11 protein-coding genes are annotated in these 18,932 nt (G+C 74.7%); 5 read left to right on the top strand and 6 right to left on the bottom strand.

From position 1 onward, the window contains the following. Window positions 1-128 precede the first annotated feature (128 nt). From AB0O40_RS19445 to AB0O40_RS19435, 3 genes are all read right to left on the bottom strand, one after another. Complete coding sequence (locus AB0O40_RS19445) at window positions 129-518, bottom strand: hypothetical protein (protein WP_365042774.1); 390 nt, start codon at window positions 516-518, stop codon at window positions 129-131. A 204-nt stretch (window positions 519-722) separates the two neighbouring features. After that, window positions 723-1,907, bottom strand: a complete 1,185-nt coding sequence (locus AB0O40_RS19440; RefSeq protein ID WP_365042771.1) for a histidine kinase — start codon at window positions 1,905-1,907, stop codon at window positions 723-725. Further along, a complete protein-coding gene (locus tag AB0O40_RS19435) occupies window positions 1,904-2,614 on the bottom strand; it encodes a response regulator transcription factor (protein ID WP_365042768.1) in 711 nt (236 codons plus the stop codon). Before AB0O40_RS19435 ends, AB0O40_RS19440 begins: the two co-directional genes overlap by 4 nt. 169 nt (window positions 2,615-2,783) lie before the next feature. Here AB0O40_RS19435 and AB0O40_RS19430 point away from each other — a divergent pair, with 169 nt between their 5' ends. Continuing rightward, on the top strand, window positions 2,784-4,004 hold the full coding sequence (locus AB0O40_RS19430; RefSeq protein ID WP_365042765.1) for an MFS transporter: 1,221 nt from the start codon (window positions 2,784-2,786) through the stop codon (window positions 4,002-4,004). Window positions 4,005-4,078: 74 nt separating this feature from the next. On the opposite strand, the gene AB0O40_RS19425 is transcribed toward AB0O40_RS19430, so the two are convergent. Beyond that, window positions 4,079-10,399 (bottom strand): RHS repeat-associated core domain-containing protein, encoded by a 6,321-nt coding sequence (locus AB0O40_RS19425; protein WP_365042762.1) that lies wholly within the window; start codon window positions 10,397-10,399, stop codon window positions 4,079-4,081. 338 nt (window positions 10,400-10,737) lie between these two features. On the opposite strand from AB0O40_RS19425, the gene AB0O40_RS19420 reads away from it, so the two are divergent. The 4 genes from AB0O40_RS19420 (at window position 10,738) to AB0O40_RS19405 (ending at window position 16,602) form a co-directional block, all read left to right on the top strand. Further along, a complete protein-coding gene (locus AB0O40_RS19420; protein ID WP_365042759.1) occupies window positions 10,738-14,382 on the top strand; it encodes a ricin-type beta-trefoil lectin domain protein in 3,645 nt (1,214 codons plus the stop codon). Between the two features lie 203 nt (window positions 14,383-14,585). Beyond that, a complete protein-coding gene (locus AB0O40_RS19415) occupies window positions 14,586-14,969 on the top strand; it encodes a hypothetical protein (protein WP_365042756.1) in 384 nt (127 codons plus the stop codon). A 191-nt stretch (window positions 14,970-15,160) separates the two neighbouring features. Then, window positions 15,161-15,694: an ECF RNA polymerase sigma factor SigK gene (gene sigK / locus AB0O40_RS19410; protein ID WP_365042819.1), complete on the top strand. Its 534-nt coding sequence runs from the start codon at window positions 15,161-15,163 to the stop codon at window positions 15,692-15,694. Continuing rightward, the gene (locus tag AB0O40_RS19405) at window positions 15,694-16,602 is read left to right on the top strand and encodes an anti-sigma factor (RefSeq protein WP_365042753.1); all 909 of its coding nucleotides are present in this window, start codon (window positions 15,694-15,696) and stop codon (window positions 16,600-16,602) included. The genes sigK and AB0O40_RS19405 overlap by 1 nt, the downstream gene beginning before the upstream one ends. A gap of 11 nt (window positions 16,603-16,613) precedes the next feature. Here the strand turns inward: AB0O40_RS19405 and AB0O40_RS19400 are convergent, their stop codons facing one another. Both AB0O40_RS19400 and AB0O40_RS19395 read right to left on the bottom strand, forming a co-directional pair. Then, a complete protein-coding gene (locus AB0O40_RS19400; RefSeq protein WP_365042750.1) occupies window positions 16,614-17,582 on the bottom strand; it encodes a methyltransferase domain-containing protein in 969 nt (322 codons plus the stop codon). 448 nt (window positions 17,583-18,030) lie between these two features. After that, window positions 18,031-18,807 (bottom strand): class I SAM-dependent methyltransferase, encoded by a 777-nt coding sequence (locus AB0O40_RS19395; RefSeq protein ID WP_365042748.1) that lies wholly within the window; start codon window positions 18,805-18,807, stop codon window positions 18,031-18,033. Between the last annotated feature and the right edge of the window lie 125 nt (window positions 18,808-18,932).

The following is an 18,932-nucleotide window of genomic DNA, read 5'->3' as shown; positions in this document are numbered from 1 at the left end:
GGACCCGGGCCGCGCCCGTACCTTCCCCGAACATTGCGGCCGGGCACGGGGAACGCCCCGGCCGCGCGGGCGGTCGGGGCTCCGCCTCCTCGGGCCCGCGCCAGTCGCCGGCCCTTCCGCGCCCCGCCTCACCAGCCGGTGTCGGACGCTCCGAGGAGACGGGCCAGCGCGGCCAGCCAGCCGGGGGCGGGGGAGCGGCGGTGGCGGGCCGCGGCGGGGGCGTGGGCGGCGGCCACCGTGCCGCTGCGCAGGATGCGGACCGTGGTGCCGGTGCAGGCGGGGCAGACCGGGCGGGTCAGCGGGGACGGCACGCGGTGGCCGTCGACGGTGCACCAGGTCAGCAGGGCGCCGTGGCGGTCGATCGAGTGGTGCACCTCGTAGGACTGCTCCCAGCCGTGCCCGCAGCCCAGACAGGTGAAGGCGTAGGACTCGTGGACGCTGTCGGCGATGGCCGCGTGTCCCGTCCGGTCCTGGACGGGCTCCGCGACCGGGGACCGGACGTCGTGCTGGATGCTCATGAATGTGCTCCCGGGGTGTCGGACGGGGCCCAGGTCCTGTCTCCTCGGCCCGCCCTTCCAGAGAACCGCCGCGCGGCACCCCGGCGGCAGGCACGGACGGCCCCTCCTCGCCGGGATCCACCCCCTACCGAAGGAGGGGTGTCCGCCCGTACCGAAGGAGGGGTCGCCGCCCGTACCGAAGGAGGGGTCACCGCCCCTCGCGCCCTATGCCGGTCCGCCCCGGCCGCCGTCCACCGGCAGCTCGGCCCGTACGTCGAAGCCGGCGCCGTCGGCCCGGTCCGCCGCGGTCAGGGTGCCGCCGGCCAGCCGGACCCGCTCGGCCATCCCGATCAGCCCGTGACCGCCGGACGGCAGACCCGCCGGGCCGGGACCGCGGGGCGGGCCGTTGCCCACGTGGACCCGGAGCAGCGGACCCGCCAGGGCGACGGAGACGGTGACCGGCGCCCCGGGGGCGTGCTTGCGGGCGTTGGTGAGCGCTTCCTGCACCACGCGGTACGCGGTGCGCTGCACGGTGGCGGGCACCGCGTCCAGCCCGGGCCCGGCCCGCAGCACGGCCCCGGCCCCGGCCGGGCCCCCGGCCAGCAGCGCGGGCAGGTCCGCGAGGGTGGGCTGGGGTGCGACCGGGGTGTCGCCGCGGCGCAGCACCCCCAAGGTGGCCCGGAGCTCTTCCAGGGCCTGCCGGCCGGTGGCGGCGATCCGGCCGGCCTCCGACGCCCCGGCCGGATCGGCGGCCCGCAGCTGCAGGGCGAGCACGTCGGCGTCCAGCACGATCTGCACCACCCGGTGGGTGACCACGTCGTGCATCTCCCAGGCGATCCGGCGCCGTTCCTCCGCCCGGGTCCGGTCGGCCGCCATCCGGTGCTCCGCCGCCCGCCGGCGGGCCAACTGCTCCCGGGTGCCCAGGTACAGCCCGGCCAGCGCCCCGCCGCCGACGACGCCCGCCGAGTAGACCAGGGCCCGCGCCACCGGCACCGGCTGCTCGCTGGTCGCCTGGGACACCGTGTGGGCGGCCGCCCCGAGCAGGAGCAGCAGGATCCGGGACGGCGGCGGCCGGGACCCCTCGCGCTCCCCGCCGGCCAGGGTGAAGGCGGCCACCGCCACCGCCACCGGGTCGGCCCGGAACAGGTCGGCCGCGAACACCGCCAGCGCCACCGGGACCACGTACCGGCGGCGCACCAACAGCAGCGCGCCCACCGCCAGCGTCAGCAGGACGCCCGCCGTCGGGTACGTGGTGGGCAGCAGGCCGCGCCGGACGCCCTCGAAGGAGTTGAGCAGCCCGTACGCCACCGTGAACAGCGCGATGGCCCGGTCCAGCCGGGCCTCCCGGGCCGCGGCCGCGCCGCCGGCGTCCGGGGCCCCGGCGGCCGGACCGGCGGCCGGGGCCGTCACCGCGGGGGACCCGCCTGCGGCGGGCCGGCGGTGTGCGCGAGGACCGCCAGCTGCACCCGGTTGGCCGCCCCCAGCTTGTTCAGCATGTGGCTCACGTGCGCCTTCACCGTGGTCTCCGCCATGTGCAGGCGGACGCCGATCTCCTGGTTGGACAGACCCTCCGCGACCAGTGCCAGTACCTCGGACTCGCGGGGCGACAGGGCGTCCAGCCGGGCCCGCACCTCGCGGCCCTGCCCGGCCGCCGGCGAGCGGAAGGTGTCCAGGACGTGCCGCAGCACCCGCGGGGAGAGCGCCGCGTTCCCGTCCCGCACCGCCCGCAACGCGTCCAGCAGGGCGTCCGGCGGGGTGTCCTTGAGGAGGAAGCCGTCCGCACCGAGGGCCAGCGCCTGCTCCACGTACTCGTCCAGTCCGAAGGTGGTCATCACCACGATCCGGGTGTCCACGGGGTCCTGCGCCGCGCGCAGTTCGGCCGTGGCCTCCAGGCCGTTCATCCGCGGCATCCGGACGTCCAGCAGCAGGATGTCGGGCCGGTGCGCGCGGACCGCGGCCACCGCCTCCCGGCCGTCGGCCGCCTCGGCCACCACCCGGAACTCCCCGCCGGCCTCGACGAAGACCCGCAGGCCGCGGCGGACCATCGGCTCGTCGTCCGCCACGACGACGCTTCCCACCCGCTGCTCGCCGGTGCCGGCGCCGGTCCCGCTGTCCATGCCCACCAGTGGATCACCGGCCCGACCGGGCCGCGACCGGGCCCCTGGCCCGGTGTCCCGTGACCCTGCGGCCCGCGGAAATTCACGGGCCGCTGCCCGGTGCCGGGATCTACGGTGACCACGCCGCCCGATCCACCACCGCCCGCCCCCGCCCCGAACAGGTGACCGCATGGTGTCGTCCGTCGTCGCTCCACCCGCCCGCCCCCGTCTGTGGGGCCGCAACTTCGGCCTCTACTTCACCGCGCGCACGCTGTCGGTGCTCGGCGACACCATGGTCCCGGTCGCCACCGCCGTGGCGATGCTCTCGCTGGGCTACGGCGCCAGCGAGATCGGGTACGCCCTCGGCGCCTGGATGGGCGCCTTCGCCCTCCTCGTGGTCTTCGGCGGGGTGTTCGCGGACCGCTTCCACCCCCGGCCCCTGATGATCGGCGCGGACGCCGTCCGCTGCCTGCTCCAGGGCGCCCTCGCGGCCGTCCTGTGGCTGGGCACCCCGCCGCTGTGGTTCCTGCTCGGCGGCGCAGCGCTCGGGGGCGCGGCCACCGCGATGTTCCAGCCGGGGGTCAACGGCCTGGTCCCGCAGGTCGCCACCGACCCGCAGGGGGCCAACGGCGTGCTGCGGGTCAGCCAGGGCGCCGCCACCATGGCCGGCCCCGCCCTGGCCGGCAGCCTGGTCGCCACCACCTCGGCCGCCCTGGTCTTCGCCCTGGACGCGGCCACCTTCGCGGTCAGCGCGCTGTGCCTGCTGGGCCTGCGGCTCGCCCCCGCCGAGCCGGACCGCTCCGCCTCCACCCTCCAGAACCTGCGCACCGGCTGGCACGAGTTCCGCTCCCGCTCCTGGCTCTGGTCGGTGATCCTCATCTGGTGGGTGCTGGGCGTGTGCGTCTGGGGCCCGGTCACCCCGCTCGGCGCGGTCTCCGTCATCGAGGCGCACGGCCGGTCCGCCTTCGGCTACGCCGAGGGCGCCTTCGGGGCCGGCTGCGTCCTCGGCGGCCTGGCGGCCATCCGGCTCCGCGCCGCCCGCCCGCTCCTGGCGGGCGGCGTCGCGATGTTCCTCTTCCCGCTGATGCCGCTGGCCGCGGCCCTGGTCCCGGCCCTCCCGCTGCTCCTGCTCGGCTACGCGGCCAGCGGGGCCGGCTGGGCCTACTGGGGCGTCCAGTGGGCCACCACCGTCCAGACCCAGGTCCCCGAGGACCGCCTCAACCGCGTCACGGCGTACGAGATAGCCGGCTCGGTCCTGGCCGTCCCGCTCGGCCAGGCCGTCGCCGGTCCCATCGGCGAACTCCTCGGCATCCACCGGGTACTGGCCGCCGGCGCCGTCATCGCCGCCGGGTGCGCCCTGGCGCTGGTCACCGTACGCCCGATCCGCACGCTGAAGCGCGCGGGCGACTGACACCCCCGTGAACGGGCCGGGGCCCGCCGCTGGATGCGGCGGGCCCCGGTGGCGTGTTCAGCGGTGGACCGGCACTACTTGGTGCGGGTCCCGTCGGTCCAGGACCGGTCGATCTTGCCCGGCCAGAAGGGCAGGGAGTCCAGCCCGTTCTCGCTGGCCATCCGGTCCTGGGCGATCACCTTCGGGAACTCGCCCCGCTTGTACTGGACCACCTCCATGTCCGGGTACGGGTCGCCCTTGCGGGTCACCGTGACCGAGCTGCTGTTCGCGGCGATGGTCACGTCGTTGTCCACCGCGCCCACGGAGATCAGAGGCTGCACGCCGTAGACGCCGAGGTCGAGCTTCTCCGGCGAGGTGGTGCGGTGCCAGGAGTCCTGCCAGCTGACGACGTTGTTGCCGCCCGCCGTGTCACCGGAATAGCCGTTCTCCTTGATGGGGTTGGCCGGCAGCATCCGCGAAGGAACGGTCATCTCGCGCCGCTTGGTGTTGGCGCGGCCGCCCACCGAGTAGGTGTACGGGTTGGTGTGCGACGGGGCCACCGAGAAGGTGCAGTCGCCGGTCGCGGTGTCCCAGAAGAGCACCATCCGGTAGGAGGCGTCGGGGTCGGTGGAGAAGTCGCGGTTGTCGCCCAGCAGCAGCGAGCGCGTCACCCCGGGCACCGGCTGCATCGCCTTCTCGGTGTGGATGTAGAACCGCATCATGATGATGCCCCGGTCCTCCCCGGCACCGACGTTGAACTGCGTGGACTTCGTGCCCTCCGGGCCCTTGCTCCACATCTGGGCGAAGGCCTTCTGGTACGACAACTGGTGCTGCTTCTCACGGGCCTTCGCGACCGCCACCGCCGTCTGGACGATGGCCTTGGCCATGTCGATCAGCGCCTTGATCGGGTTCAGCAGCTGAGCGAGGCTGAACGTCCCGCTCGGGTCGCTGTCCGTCACCGGCGAGTTGCCCGCGTACGCGTAGCCGCCCAGCTGCTGCGGGTTGCTGCGGTCCACCACCGGGTCGACGGAGATGAAACGGCCGTTGGCCGCGTCGTACTCGCGGGCGCCGACGTGGGTGAGTCCGGTGGCGGCGTCGTCCGTGCCGCCGACGAACCCGTGCTCGCCCGCCCATTGGCCCGGCGCCGGCCGGCTGCCGCGCGCGGTGCCGAAGGGGCCGTGGTCGCGCCGGACGAAGGCCATGGTCGAGGCGTTCACCGCGACCTCGTCCGTGCCCTGGTGGTCGGGGAGCAGGTAGGTGACCGTGCCGTCGGCGGAGCGGACGGCGGTGGTCTTGCCCAGGACGTAGAAGCGGGTGCCGGTCACCTTGCCGTCGGCCTTGGTGAGCTTGAGCTCTTCGCCGCCGAGGTAGAGGGTGACCGCGTCGGCGTCCCGGCGCAGCAGCCGCTTGCCGTCCGCGTCGTACACGAACGTGCTCTTCCGGCCGGCCGTGGTGGCGGACTCCATCCGGCCCTCGGCGTCCCAGGTCAACGCCTGGTCGCCGGCGGCCGTGACGCGCCGGGTGGTGTTGCCGGTGGCGTCGTACTCGAAGGAGTCGGTGCGCGCACCCGGGCCGGTGGTGCCGACCGAGGTCAGGGCGTGCGGCCGGGCCGTGCCCGGGGCCGGGTGGGCGGAGGTGCGGCGGACGTCCTTGGCGGCGTCGCCCGCCGGGTCGTGCTGCACCTCGGCGGTGCGGTTGCCCGCCGCGTCGAAGGAGTACGAGTACCAGTACGGGTCCACCCCGCCGACGGCCGGCCGGGTGCCCCCGCCGGGCTTGGCGGCGCAGTCGTCCGTGGCGGTCCAGGCCTCGCTGAGCCGCCGCGCGTGGTCGTACTGGAAGCACTGGGTGTCCAGGACCGACTTGTCGTTGCGCTCGTCCCGGATGCGGGTGATGTTGCCCGCCGGGTCGTAGCCGTAGCTCTTGGCGTCCAGGGTCTGGGGGCCGGACGCCTCCCGGTCGTTGGTCAGGGTGGCCAGGCGGCGGGTGCCCTTCTCGTAGGTGTACGTCTGGACGGTCCGGCCGCCGATGTCGCCGAGGACGGTCTGCAGCGTCTCGCCGAAGGGGGAGTAGACGTTGCCGAGCGAGTAGACCTGCTCGCCGTTGTCCACCGCGGAGGGCAGGCCGGTGGGCGTGTACTGGGTGTACACGGTCTCGGCGGGCAGTCCGCCGCCGGCCGGGAAGCTGGCCGAGGCGATCAGACCGGTGTCCGGGGTGTACTCGGTGCCGAAGGCGTACTCGCCCGCGAGGGCGCCCTCGGCCGCGGGGATGCTGACCACCGAACCGGTGGCCCGGCCCGCGGAGTCGTAGCCCTTGACGGAGGTGGTGTACGGGCTGCCGCCGTCGTAGCGGGTCGAGGAGGTCAGCAGGCCCTTGCCGCCGGGCAGGGTGTCGTAGCTCCACTCGGCGAGCTTGGTGCCGGTGGGGCCGCCCTTGCGGAGCACCGACGGCCGGCCGAGCTCGTCGTACTCGTAGGCCAGGACCTGGCCGCGGGCGTCGGTGCTGGTGGCCGGCTTGCCGTCCACGGTGTACGTCTTGGTGACGGTGCCCTTGTCCGGGTCCTTCGAGGTGAGTTCACGGCCGCGCAGGTCGTAGCCCGAGGTGTACTCGTTGCCCGCGGCGTCCACGACCTCGGTCAGGCGCTCCTTGTTGTCGTAGGTGTACTTCAGCGCCTCGTAGCTGCCGGGCGCCGCGGTGTAGAGCGGGTTGCCGTCCTTGTACTGGCGCACCTCGAGGGGCTTGCCCTGGGCGTTGGCGACCGTCAGCGTGGCCGTGCCGCCCTGCGGGGGCACCACCGCCGTCCAGTTGCCGCCGTACGAGGTGGTCGAGCGCCACTTCTCGGCGCCCTCGGTGAAGAACACCGAGGCCGTGGCGCGGCCCTGGCCGTCGAACTCGGTGCGGGTCTGCGCCGGGATCTGGTTGTCGGCCACCGCCAGCACGGCCGTGCCGGGCGCTGCGGACTCGTAGTAGTCCCCGTTCGCCTTGTTCACCCGGCCCTGGGCGTCGTAGAAGGTGTCCTTGACGATCCGGCCGCCGCCCTGTGCCTCGGTCTGGACCTGGCGGGTGCGCAGCAGGCCGTCGTACAGCGTGACCGCGGTGCGGTACGCGCCGCGTTCCAGCAGGGTCCTGGAGGTGACGGTGGTCGGCGCGTCCCGGCGCACCTGGTACGTGAAGAGCACGTCGGCGGGGGAGCTCTTGGCCCGGCCCGGCCGCCAGGCGGCGGTCGTCCGGCCCAGCGGGTCGTACTCCTGGTACGTGGTGCGCCCGTTGGCGTCGGTGGCCTTGAGGGTGAGGCCGCGCAGGCCGTCCGTCTCGGCGGTGGTCACGAAGCCCTTGGGGTCGGTGGTGCGGACCGTGGTGGCCTGGGCGCCCGCAGCCGGCAGGTACTCGGTGCGGGTGCGCCGCCCCGCCGCGTCCGTCACCTGGGTGAGCCGGCCGGCCGCGTCGTACTCCGAGGTGCCCGTGGTGACGAAGACCGGCTGGCCGCCCTCGAACCGGTCGAGGTCCTCGATCCGGGTGGCCAGGGACCGGCCCGCGACCGGAGCCGCCCCGTAGGCGCCGTCGTCGTAGGTGGTGCGGGTCTCGTCGGTGATGTTGCCCGGGTCGGCGGCGGTGGTGCACAGGGCGGAGCTCCGCTGGATCGAAGCCGGGTACTCCATCAGCCAGTTGGTGGTGTCCGGCGCCGTGTAGGCGGTGCGGGTGCAGTGCTCGTCGCCGCTGACCGCGAGGTCGCCCTCGTCGGAGACGGTGGTGTTGCGGCCGTACGCGTCGTAGCCGTTGGTCTCGCGGACGTCCCGCCAGGCACCGGTGGAGAGCAGGGTGCGGTGGGTGGTGCTGCCGACCCCGACCCGGAAGGCCTTGAGGTCGCCGGTGCCGGCGCGGCCCTGCACGGCGGTGGCGTCCGAGGACCAGGGGCGCTGCTCGACCGCCGAGGAGATCGCGCCGCCGTCCTTGTCGTAGGTCAGGGACTCGATCTCGGTGCCGGCGTACTGCGGGGCGTCGGTGACGGTGCCGCCGAAGGAGTCGGGCACGCCCGCGCCCGGGAAGCCGCGCAGGTAGGCGGTCTCGGTCTGGGTGCGGTTGGCCGTGCCGGTGCGGGTCCGCACCCGGCCGTAGCCGCGGTACTGGCTGTAGGTGCGCTGCTTGGCGGGGACGAACTCGTCGTCCTCCAGGGCCCAGCCCGCGCCGCCCAGGTACTCGTAGGAGGTCACCGACGAGGTGGCGCCCGCCACCAGGTCGTTGGCGGTCACCTTGGTCACCACGTACTTGTGGAACCAGTCCTTGACCGGCTCGGTGCCGCCCTTGGGCGTCCACCAGTTCGGGTAGCAGCGCTTGGTGTTGGACTCGGGGGCGGGCGGGGCGCCGTAGGTGCACTCGGTGGCGGAGTAGTCGACCAGGGTCTCGCCGCCGGTCTCCGAACTCACGCGGGTGATGCGGTACTTGTTCAGCGGCGGCCGGCCCTCGGCGGCGTCCACGCGGTTGGGCATGAGGGTGCCGCCGAAGGTCACCGCGGGCATGGCCAGGGTGCCGCCGGCCTTGCCGGTGCGCACGATCGAGTCCAGCCACAGCGCCGCGCCGCCGCTGTCACCGGTGCCCGGGAAGGTCTGGGCGAGGGACCAGGTGTCCACGTCCACCGGGGCGCCGTCCTTGAGGGCCTGGGTGGTGACGGTGGTCAGCCGGCGGGTGGAGAAGAAGGTGGGGGAGCCGGTGAGGCAGTCGGCGCCGAGGGTGCAGGCCTGGTCGACCGGGGTGTCCGGCCAGTTGGCGGCGTGCGCCTTGTCGAAGGCGCAGTCGGCGGCGGAGCCCAGGCAGCGGGACGCGGTGCCGAAGACCACCTTGGCGGCCGGCTGGGCGGCGTAGACCTGCCCGGCCCGGTGCCCGTACTCGATGCGGTCGAGCTGGCCGCCGCGCACGTAGGCGCTGTCGGCCTTGGGCATCGTGGACTGGACGCCGCCCGAGTTGCGGGCGTAGGCGCCGGTCTCCTTGTTGTAGAAGTACGCCATCGCGTTGCCGTGCGGGTCCACGACGTAGTCGAGGTTCCAGCGCCAGGCCTGGTTGCGCCAGGAGTCGGCGAAGGCGGCCGCGTGCCCGGGCTCGCCCGCGTGGTTGCCGAACACCGGGACGGTGTAGGTGGAGTTGGTCTCCGCCTTGCCGGCGGACCAGCCGGGCAGCCGGTGCTTGCCGAAGAAGAACTGGGTGCCGTCGGCCGAGGTGACCTTCCAGTACTCGTTGTCGTCGTCCCCGTTGGCGGTGTCGGCGCCGCCGGTCAGGTGCTCGACGCGGGAGCCGTCGTCGCGGGCCGGCTTCCAGACGCCCGTGGTGCGGTCCTTGACCAGCGGGGTGGAGCTGCCGTTGAGGGACATGACCGCATTGTCGGAGCGCCAGCACAGGTCGCCCGAGGCGGCCGGCGCGTTGCTGCCCGGGCCGTTGTCGTCGGAGCAGGACATGTAGCGCCGCTCGATGAAGCCGGTCTCCATCGACCAGCCGTCGCCGATCCAGGAGGACTGGTTGTTGCTCGAGGCGGTCCGCCCGTCGATCGCGGACGAGGAGTAGCCCAGGGCCAGCTTCGGGATCAGGGTGCCCGGTACCGGCGGCAGCTGGAGCGGGTACTGCCAGCCGAAGCCGCCCTCGTTGCCACCGGCCGCCCAACTTCCGGACGGGGCGAGCGAGGTGGCGGTGAAGTCGCCGTTGCCGCCGGAGGGGGCAGCGGTCGCGGCGACCGCGGTCAGGGCGGCGGGAGCGGCGGACCGGGCCGCGGGGACCCCGGGGCCCGGCTTCGCGGCAGCGGCCAGCGGGACGTCCGCGGTGAGCGTGCCGGTCCGGACGTCGTTGCGGGTGGGCAGGGGCCTGCCGGTCTTGCAGGCGGGCTTCTCCGGCGTGGTCAGCGCACAGGCCGGGAGCTGTACCAGGCGCAGCCGGGAGGCCCAGTCGGCGCCGTACGCGCCACGGAACCCCCGGTAGTCCACCCGCAGCGACACTGCGCCGGCGGCGCCCTGCCCGTCGGCCCGGCCGACGCCCAGCAGGACTCCCGCCACCCCGGCCCTCGCCGTGGTCTTCCGGTCGGCCGTCCGCAGCCGGACCTTGGCCGGCGCCGCGACGGCCGCCCGGGCCCCCTTGGCGGAGCCGGAGCCGGAGCGGGCCGGGGCGGCCACCGCGAGCGGGAGTCCCGCGGCGGCCCGCGGCTGCGCGGCCGTCCCGCCGGCCAGCTCGACCACGCGCTCACCGGCGGCCGGCCAGCGGACCGCGCCCTGGGATGGCCGGGCCTGCGCCCGGTCGGTGTCGGTGACCCGTGAGGGTGCCTCCGGCCGGACCGGCCCTCCGGAGACCGAGCCGGTCCGCTGGGTGGCACGCACCGTGAAGTCCACGGCCGCATATCCGGTGCCGGCCGGCAGCAGGGTCGCCAGGATGGTTCCGGCCACCAGGCCCCCGGTCACCACGCGTCCGCGGGTGATACCGGAACGAATGGCTCCCGTTCCGTCCGGGGCTTTCCGGCCTCCACCGGATCGCTTGAATTTTTCGTGTCGCACTGCCTTCTCCCCCTGTCTCGTCTGGGGCGAAGTCTGAGCGGAATTCCGGGGCGAAACCCCTGATGGACAGGGGAGTAATAGCAGGTGTGGACCACTAATAGGGCGGAATGTTTGGTTCCCTACAGGGTGTCCCGGCATGATGTCGAACGCACCTCAAGTGCATCTCGATTCACGCCATTTGACCGTCGCCTCCGTCGCCGAATGCGCTGCTTCCACGAAAGAAATGAGCCATGAAGCTCCGAATACTCCCGACGGAATCCGTCGGACACCGCTGGCGGCCGCTCGCCGCCTCGCTGAGCCTGGCGCTCGCGGCCGGACTGGTGACCGCGGTCGCTCCGCAGGCCGGAGCGGTGGACCGGGACGTTCCGCCGAAGCCGCAGCGGCCGGCGGCCGGTGTCGTGGCGGCCGATCTGAAGGCGCGGGCGGCGGCCCGCCGGAACGGCCGCCCGGTCGAGGTCCCGGAGCGCCGTGACGAGCACACCGAGGTGCTGGCCAACCCCGACGGCACCTTCACCTGGCGCCAGCACGTCAAGACCGTCCGGGTCAAGGTCGGCGGCGCCTGGCGGACGCCGGACGCACGGCTCGTGCGGCGGGCCGACGGGACCCTGGCGACCCGCGCCACCACCTTCCCCATGACCTTCTCGGGCGGCCGCGGGGGTCCGCTCGCGACCATGGTCCGCGACGGCAGGTCCCTCTCCCTGAGCTGGCCGAGCCGGTTGCCGGTCCCGCGGGTCAGCGGCAGCACCGCGCTGTACCCGGAGGTACTGCCCGGCGTCGACCTGAAGATCGTCGCCAACGTCGAGGGCTTCGCCCACCACCTGGTCGTCAAGAACCGCAAGGCGGCGGCCAACCCGAAGCTGAGGAAGCTCAGTTACGGCCTCAAGGCCGACGGCGTCACCGTCCGGACGGCCAAGGACGGCAGCCTCACCGCCAAGGACCGGCGCGGCACCACGGTCTTCCAGGCCCCGCCCGCCACCATGTGGGACTCCGCCCGCACCCAGCGCGCCGCCCAGGCCGCCACGGCCCGTACCGGGTCCCCGGCCGCCGGCGCCGGCACCGGCACCGGCTCGCCGGCCCCCGCGGACGCCCGCCGGATGCCCGTCAGCGTCTCGGGCGGCACCCTCCGGCTGGTCCCGGACCAGTCCCTGCTGACCGGCGCGAAGACCGTCTACCCCGTGGTGATCGACCCCGTCTTCGGCGGCGGCGGCCGCATCAACTGGACCGTGGCGTACAAGCAGAAGAACAACGCCAACGCCGCCAACACGTCGTACTGGTGGGGCAACCACTTCGATGACGGCCTGGCCCGCACCGGCTACGAGGACGACCCGTCGCCCAAGAGCTACGGCACCGCCCGCAGCTACTTCCAGATGAACGTCAACGGCCTGGGCGGCACGCAGATCCTCTCGGCCACCTTCAACGTCTTCAACGTGCACAGCTGGTCCTGCACCGGGACCCCGGTCGAGCTGGGCCTCACCGGTGGCATCGGCACCGGGACCACGTGGAACAACCAGCCCTACTGGTTCCAGACCCTCCAGACCAAGACCTTCGCGCACGGCCGTACCAACTGCGGCGCCGCCGGCGAGGACTTCAACGAGAGCCCGCTGCGGGACCTCGTCCAGCGGCTGGCCAACGAGGGCGGCTGGAACGACGTCACCCTGGGCCTGCGCAGCCGCGGTGACTACGAGACCAACCACGACTCGTGGAAGAAGTACAACAACGACCCGCACCTCGAGGTCGTCTACAACCACGCGCCGACCCTGGACGCCTACGGCGCCTACGAAGGCCCCTGGTCGCCCGGTAGCACCACCGCCAAGCAGATCCCCTGCATCGACAACGATCCCGCCAGCTGGCCCATCGTCGGCAACAACGACGTCACCCTGACGGCGAAGGTCTCCGACGCCGACGGCGGTGTGATGGCCCACTTCGGCCTGTGGATGGAAGGCGGCGCCGGCGTCCACAACGCCGACCAGTGGGTCTCCAGCGGAAGCTGGGCCACGACCACGGTCCCCCGCGACTCGCTGGCCGACGGGCAGTTCTTCCGCTGGGCCGTGGGCGCCCACGACAACGACACCAACTCGCCCTACAGCCCCGCCTGCGGCTTCCGCGTCGACCGCACCCCGCCGGGACAGCTCACCGTCACGGCCGCCGACGGCGGCGACAAGCCGGCCCGCACCGAGCGCACCCTCACCCTGTACGCCGAGGACAACGTCGGCCTGGCCGGCTTCTGCTACTCGCTGAACAAGCCGCTGCCCACCTCCAACACCCGCTGCGCGGGCGGCACCTGGGCCGACGCCGGCTGGGACAACAAGGCCACGGCCAAGGTCGTCCCCACCCTGTGGCCCAGCAACCAGCTCTACGTCACCGCGTACGACAAGGCCGGCAACATCACCTCGTACGGCGCCTCCGGCGGCACCGAGATCAAGGCCGCCGGTCCCGGTTTCGTGGCCTCGCCCTCCGGCACCCGCAACGGCGACCTGCCGGGCGACCTGAACGGCGACGGCTACGCCGACCTGGTGGCGGCCGTCACCGACGACACCCTCGGCCTGTACCCGGGCGACGGCACCGGGAGCCTCAGCTGGCGCCGCACCATCGGCGCGCGCGGCTGGCGCGGCGCACTGATCACCCACCGCGGCGACTTCGCCGCCGCCACCGCCGGGCTGACCAAGGACGGCTACGAGGACTACTTCGTCAAGCTCGGCTCCCAGCTGTACGTCTATCCCAACGACGGCCTCGGCAACCCGATCGCCGACCGGCGCACCGAGCTCAAGCACCCCACCTCCGACTGGAGTTCCGCCCGGCAGATCCTCGCCACCGGCAACATCGACGGGCGGATCGGCAACGACCTGCTGGTGATCGAGGGGGACGCGCTCGTCCTCTACAGCGGCACCAGCACCGGACCGCTCGCCCAGGACGCCGCGGGCCGGCTCGTCCCGGTCACCGCCGGGGCCACCGGCTGGTCCGGGTACGACCTGGCCTCGCCCGGCGACCTGGACGGCGACGGCATCGGGGACCTGATCGCCCGCAACCGCACCACCGACCCCGCGCACCCCGAGTACGGCCGGCTCTTCTTCCACCCCGGCACCCGCCCCGCCGGCGCCGGCAGCTACGCCCCCGGCGCGCGCAGCGTCCTGGCCACCTCCGGCTGGGGCCCCGACCGGGTCCCGATGTTCAGCAGCCAGGGCAACCTACACGGCTCGGTGGTCACCGCCGCCGACGGCAGCCGGCAGTTCGTCCCGACCGGCGGCAAGGAGGGACCGGACCTCTGGGCGGCGACCGCGGGTGACGCCACCCCGGTCCACTACGCGGACGACGCGGGCCTCTCGGCCACCACGACCTGCCCCACCGGCTGCCTGCTGCTGGCGCCCCTGACCGCCACCGGCGCGGGCCTGCCCGCCATGATCGGCACCGGCGACTGGGCGGCCACCATCACCACCATCGACGCCCTCACCGACCCCACGCCCAAGCCCGCCAAGGCCGTCAACGGCGTGGACCCGGACAAGTGCATGGACGTCAACCAGGGCGCCACCGACGACGGCACCAAGGTGCAGATCTGGGACTGCAACGGCTCCGCCGCGCAGCAGTGGAGCCTGCCCGGTGACGGCACGCTGCGCGCCGTCGGCAAGTGCCTGGACGTCCAGCAGAGCGGCACCGAGAACGGCACCCTGATCCAGCTCTGGTCCTGCAACGGCACCGGGGCGCAGGGTTTCGTCCCGCGCCCCGACGGCTCGCTGTACAACCCGCAGTCCGGGCGGTGCGTCTCGGCGCCCCAAGGGAACATGACCAACGGCACCCAGCTGATCATCTGGGACTGCAACGGCGCGTCCGACCAGCGCTGGACCATCCCCGGCACCAGCACGCCCACCGGCACGGTCTAGCCGCCCGGCCGCACCACCCGCACGACCGAGCGCCCGCCCCGGACACCTCCCGGGGCGGGCGCTCCGTCGTACGCCGGGGGTTTCGGCGGAACGTCCGAAAAGCCGAGGCAGGGGCGCCGGACTGCATCCGCGGGGGCCGCCGCTACGAACCACAGGTGTGAGCGGCCGGACGGCCGCCGTACGGCAACGAGAGGGGAGCCGTCATGCACACGAGTCTCCGGGTCCGCCGACTGGCCGTGGGAGCCGCCACCGTGGCCCTGCTGGCCGGCGGCGGCACGCTGGCGGGGACGGCGGTCGCCTCGGCCGCCCCCGCGACCGCGGCCACCCGGGCCGTCACCGACCACCACCATCACAACCGGTGCAGCTGGCAGCAGGGGCACTGGCAGAAGACCTGGATCAAGGGCCACTGGGAGTGGCGCGGCCACGGTGACGACCACCGCCACCACGACCAGGGCATGTGGCAGTCCGGGCGCCAGATGGGCAGCGACCGGCACGACGACGGCCACGACGGCCACGGCAAGAAGGTCTGGGTGCCGGGCCACTGGAAGTGGGTCTGGGTCCAGGGCCACTGGGCGTGCCGGTGGTAGCCGGCCGCGGGTGAGCGGGGTGGCCCCGGTGGCCTCCGTGCCGCGGGCTGCGCGCGGGACGGACCGGTGGTGGCATGGAAGGGACTGAAGACCGGCCGCCAGCTGACCGAGGGGCCCCGACAGTGTCGCCGAGCCAACCGCACGAGGGAGCAGCGCACCGGCCGGCCGGTCCGCCCGGCCGGCCGGCGCCGCTGGACGAGCTGGTGTGCCGGGTGGCGGCCGGGGACCGGGAGGCCTTCGTGCAGGTCTACGAGGCGGTGGTACGGCCGGTCATGGGCCTGGCCACCGCCGTGGTCAAGGACCCCGCGCAGGCCGAGGAGGTGGCGCAGGAGGTGCTGGTCGAGGTGTGGCGCACCGCCCCGAGGTTCCGGCCCGACCGGGGGAGCGCCCTGAACTGGGTGCTGACCCTGACGCACCGCCGGGCCGTGGACCGGGTCCGGTCCGCCCAGGCGCGCAGCGACCGCGAGCGCCGCGCCGCGCTGCGGGACTGGTCGACGCCGTACGACGAGGTCGCCGAGGAGGCCGGCCGGCACCTGGACCAGGAGCGGGTCCGCCGCTGCCTGGGCGCGCTCACCGCGCCGCAGCGGGAGTGCCTGCTGCTGGCGTACTACGAGGGGCTGACCTACCGCGAGGTCGCCGACGCCCTCGCCCAGCCGGTCGGCACGGTCAAGGCCCGGCTGCGGCAGGCGCTGCGGCGGCTCGCGGAATGCGTGGGAGCGCCGTGATGGACGAGGACCCGGTCCACTCGCTGACCGCCGCATACGCGCTCGACGCCCTGCCGCCGGCCGAGCGCCGGGCCTTCGAGGCCCACCTGCCCTCCTGTCCGTCCTGCCACCGGGACCTCGCCGCCTTCCGGGCGACCGCCGTGGCCCTGGCGCGCGCCGTGCCCCCCGGCGAGGCCCCGGCCGCCCTGCTCGCCCGGGTACGGGCGGAGGCCGCGCGGACGCCGCAGACGGCCGCGCCCCGCGCCGCGGACCGGCGGCCCGCCGCCGCCCCGGGGCCCGGGCCCGCGGTCGGGGCCGGTCCGCAGGCCGCGGGAACGGGGACGGCCGTGGGGGGAACGGGGGAGCCGGGACCGGGCGAGGAGCGGGGAGCTGTGCCCCGCCCCCGGCGGCGGTGGGCCGGGGCGGCCCTCGCGGCGGCCCTGGTCGCCGTGGTCGGGCTCGGCGGGGTGAGCGTGTGGCAGCACCGGGAGGCGGACCGGGCCCGGGCCGAGGTCCGGCAGGCCCAGGCCGCCGCGGCCGGGGTGGCGGAGGTGCTGGCCGCGCCCGACGTGCGGGTGAGCACGGAGCCGCTGACCGGCCGGGCCACCGGCACCCTCGCCGTCTCCGAGCGCCAGGACGCGGCCGTCTTCCTGGCCCACGACCTGCCCCCGCTGCCCGCCCGGCAGGCCTACCAGCTCTGGTACGGCGAGGCGGACGGCCGCTACCGCCCGGCCGGGCTGCTGCCCCGCTCGGGCGACGCCCAGCAGCTCCGGCTGACCGGCCCGGTGTCCGGTGCCACGCTCGTCTGCATCACCGTCGAACCGGCCGCCGGCGCGGCCCGGCCCACCCCGCCGGTCCTGGCCCGCCTGCCGCTCCCCGCGTCCCCCTCCGTCGACCCGCCCGCCTGGCCCCCGGAGGACACGTACTGACCGGAGGCGCGTCAGCGGCGCAGGGCGCGGGCCAGGGTGTGGTGCGGGGCGTCCTCGTACTCGTCCAGGTGCCAGCCGGCCGCGGCCAGGGCGGGCCGGAGGTTGGGCTCGGCGAGCAGGTCGGCGGCGTCCAGGGGGCGGCCGTGCCGGGCGGCGCGCTCGGCGCGGCCCGAGGGGTGGAAGAGGAGCAGGACGCCCGCCGGGGCGCTGATCCGGGCCCATTCGCGCAGTGCGGCGCCGGGATCGGGCAGGTGGTCGACCAGGCCCGCCGAGAAGATGCCGTCCACACCGCCGCGGGGAAGCGGCAGCCGGGTGCAGTCGGCGGCGATCAGGTGGCCGTGCCGGCTGCGGCCGTGCCGGGCGGCGGCGGTGAGCATGGCCGGGGTGACGTCGATGCCGAGGACCTGGCCGCCGGGCCCGGTCCGGGCCCGCAGCGCGGGCATCGCCCGGCCGGTACCGCAGCCGAGGTCCACGGCCCGGGCGCCGGGCGCCAGCCGCATCCGGGCGACGGCGGCCTCGTAGGCGGGGGTCTGGTGGGCGAAGCGCTCTTCCCAGGAGTCGGCGCGGCGGGTGAAGAAGGCGCGGGTGGTGGTGTGCTCGGCGCGGGCGGCGACGGTGGCGGCGAACCGCGTGAGGAGGCCGTGGGTGTCCACGCCGGGGTCCTGGCCGTCCACCGGGGCCGCGGCGGTGCCGGCGGTGGCGCGGCCGGCGGTGGCGACCAGCCGGTGGGCCGCGGCGCCCAGGGCGAGCAGCGGGACCTCGGCGGCCAGCGCCTCGCGGACCAGGGTGAGCGCCGCTGCGGCGCGGTCGTCCTCGGCGGCCGCGGCCGCGGGGCCGTCCAGGACGATCACCCCGGTCACCCCGCGGAGGTCGGCGGGCGGCTCCGGGCCGTCGATGAGGGACAGGCCGGCGGCGGCGAGGGGGTGGCGGACGGCGGCGGGGGTGCCGGTGGGGGTGTGCGGTAGCACGAGGACGGCCATGGGCACTCCTCACATTCGAGCTGGACGCGCCATCTGGCATGGCACCTACGCCAGAATGCGCCATGAGCCGCCGCATATGCCAGGGCGTCTCCATCGGTGGGACGGCCCCGGTGGCCCGGCGGTGCCGGAGGCGCGCGGGCGCGGCGGATGCGGGAGGGTTCCGGGCCCCCGCGTACCGAACACCGCGATCGGTGCGCGGGGGGCCTGGTGCCGGTCGCTTCCCGTGGCGGCGAGAGCCGCTCGGCCGCCGCGGGACCGGTCTGTGTGCCAGTCAACCAACCGCGGCCCCGAGGGGGCGACTGGATCCGGACACGGAATCGGGCCGGTGCGGCCCGTGTGGCCACAGTGAATCATCCAAGAGGTGATTGCGCCATAGTGGGTCGTGTTTGCAAGCTTTATCGCCCCGAATGGTTTGCCTTTGCGTGAGGCGCCGCATCGCCCCGGCGGGCTACGGGACGGCGCGGACGATCACCAGGGAGCCGTCGTACGAAGGCTGGGTCCGCAGGTGGCCGAACTCCGCGTCCCAGGCGCCGGAGCGCAGGTCCCGGCGCAGGGTCCGGTCGAAGTGCTCCCGGCAGCGGTCGTCGACGAAGCTCCAGGCCGAGCAGGCCTGCCGGGCCGCCGGTTCGAGCAGCAGCTCCGGCCGCCCGTAGTACGCCTCGTTGAAGCCGTCCGTGCAGTCCAGCGGGATCGGCACGGTCTCGATGGTGCCGGTGCCGCCCAGCGCGCCGGCCAGCTCCTCCAGCGCGGGGTACCGCCGCGCCTCGGTGTCCAGCACCTCGGGCGCGTACCGGTGCAGCCAGAAGTCCCGCACCAGGGTGGGGTCGCAGGTCAGGATCACCACCGGCCCGCGGGTCACCCGCCGCAGCTCGCGCAGCCCGGCCCGGACGTCCGACCACTGGTGGACGCTGAACAGCGTCATCGCCGCGTCGAACTCCCCGTCGGTGAACGGCAGGTCCTCGGCCACCGCGTCGATCGCGCGGACCAGCTGGGCCGGCCGCTGGGACCGCATCGCCTCGGAGGGCTCGACGGCCGTGACCGCCCGCGCCGCGCTCTCGTACGAACCCGCGCCCGCGCCGACGTTCAGCACGGTCCGTGCGCCCCCCAGGGCCTGGGCGATCACCCGCGCGATCCGCTCGTCCGGGCGCCGGTAGGAGGAGTACCCGGAGCCGATGTGCCCGTAGTCGACGTCGCCTGCGCTGCCGTCCTGGGTGCGTGTGGTCATGGGGGCCTACCTCGCCTCGTCAGCAGGGATCATGCGTCACCGTCGGCTCTTATCCTGCATCCGCGACGTTGATTCGACAATAATCTGGCAGATGCTCGGCTCAGGGCTTAATGTGCCTTGCTTCT

It is taken from the genome of Streptomyces sp. NPDC089919 (genome assembly GCF_040684615.1).
In the GTDB taxonomy this organism is placed as follows: Bacteria; Actinomycetota; Actinomycetes; order Streptomycetales; family Streptomycetaceae; genus Streptomyces.
This window is presented reverse-complemented; position numbering and strand designations above follow the sequence as displayed.

Excerpts from the sequence above, each read along its gene's own strand:
- AB0O40_RS19420 (WP_365042759.1), top strand. The coding sequence starts at position 10,738 with ATGAAGCTCCGAATACTCCCGACGGAATCCGTCGGACACCGCTGGCGG.
- AB0O40_RS19445 (WP_365042774.1), bottom strand. The coding sequence starts at position 518 with ATGAGCATCCAGCACGACGTCCGGTCCCCGGTCGCGGAGCCCGTCCAG.
- AB0O40_RS19395 (WP_365042748.1), bottom strand. The coding sequence starts at position 18,807 with ATGACCACACGCACCCAGGACGGCAGCGCAGGCGACGTCGACTACGGG.
- AB0O40_RS19405 (WP_365042753.1), top strand. The coding sequence starts at position 15,694 with ATGGACGAGGACCCGGTCCACTCGCTGACCGCCGCATACGCGCTCGAC.
- AB0O40_RS19435 (WP_365042768.1), bottom strand. The coding sequence starts at position 2,614 with ATGGACAGCGGGACCGGCGCCGGCACCGGCGAGCAGCGGGTGGGAAGC.
- AB0O40_RS19415 (WP_365042756.1), top strand. The coding sequence starts at position 14,586 with ATGCACACGAGTCTCCGGGTCCGCCGACTGGCCGTGGGAGCCGCCACC.
- AB0O40_RS19430 (WP_365042765.1), top strand. The coding sequence starts at position 2,784 with ATGGTGTCGTCCGTCGTCGCTCCACCCGCCCGCCCCCGTCTGTGGGGC.
- AB0O40_RS19400 (WP_365042750.1), bottom strand. The coding sequence starts at position 17,582 with ATGGCCGTCCTCGTGCTACCGCACACCCCCACCGGCACCCCCGCCGCC.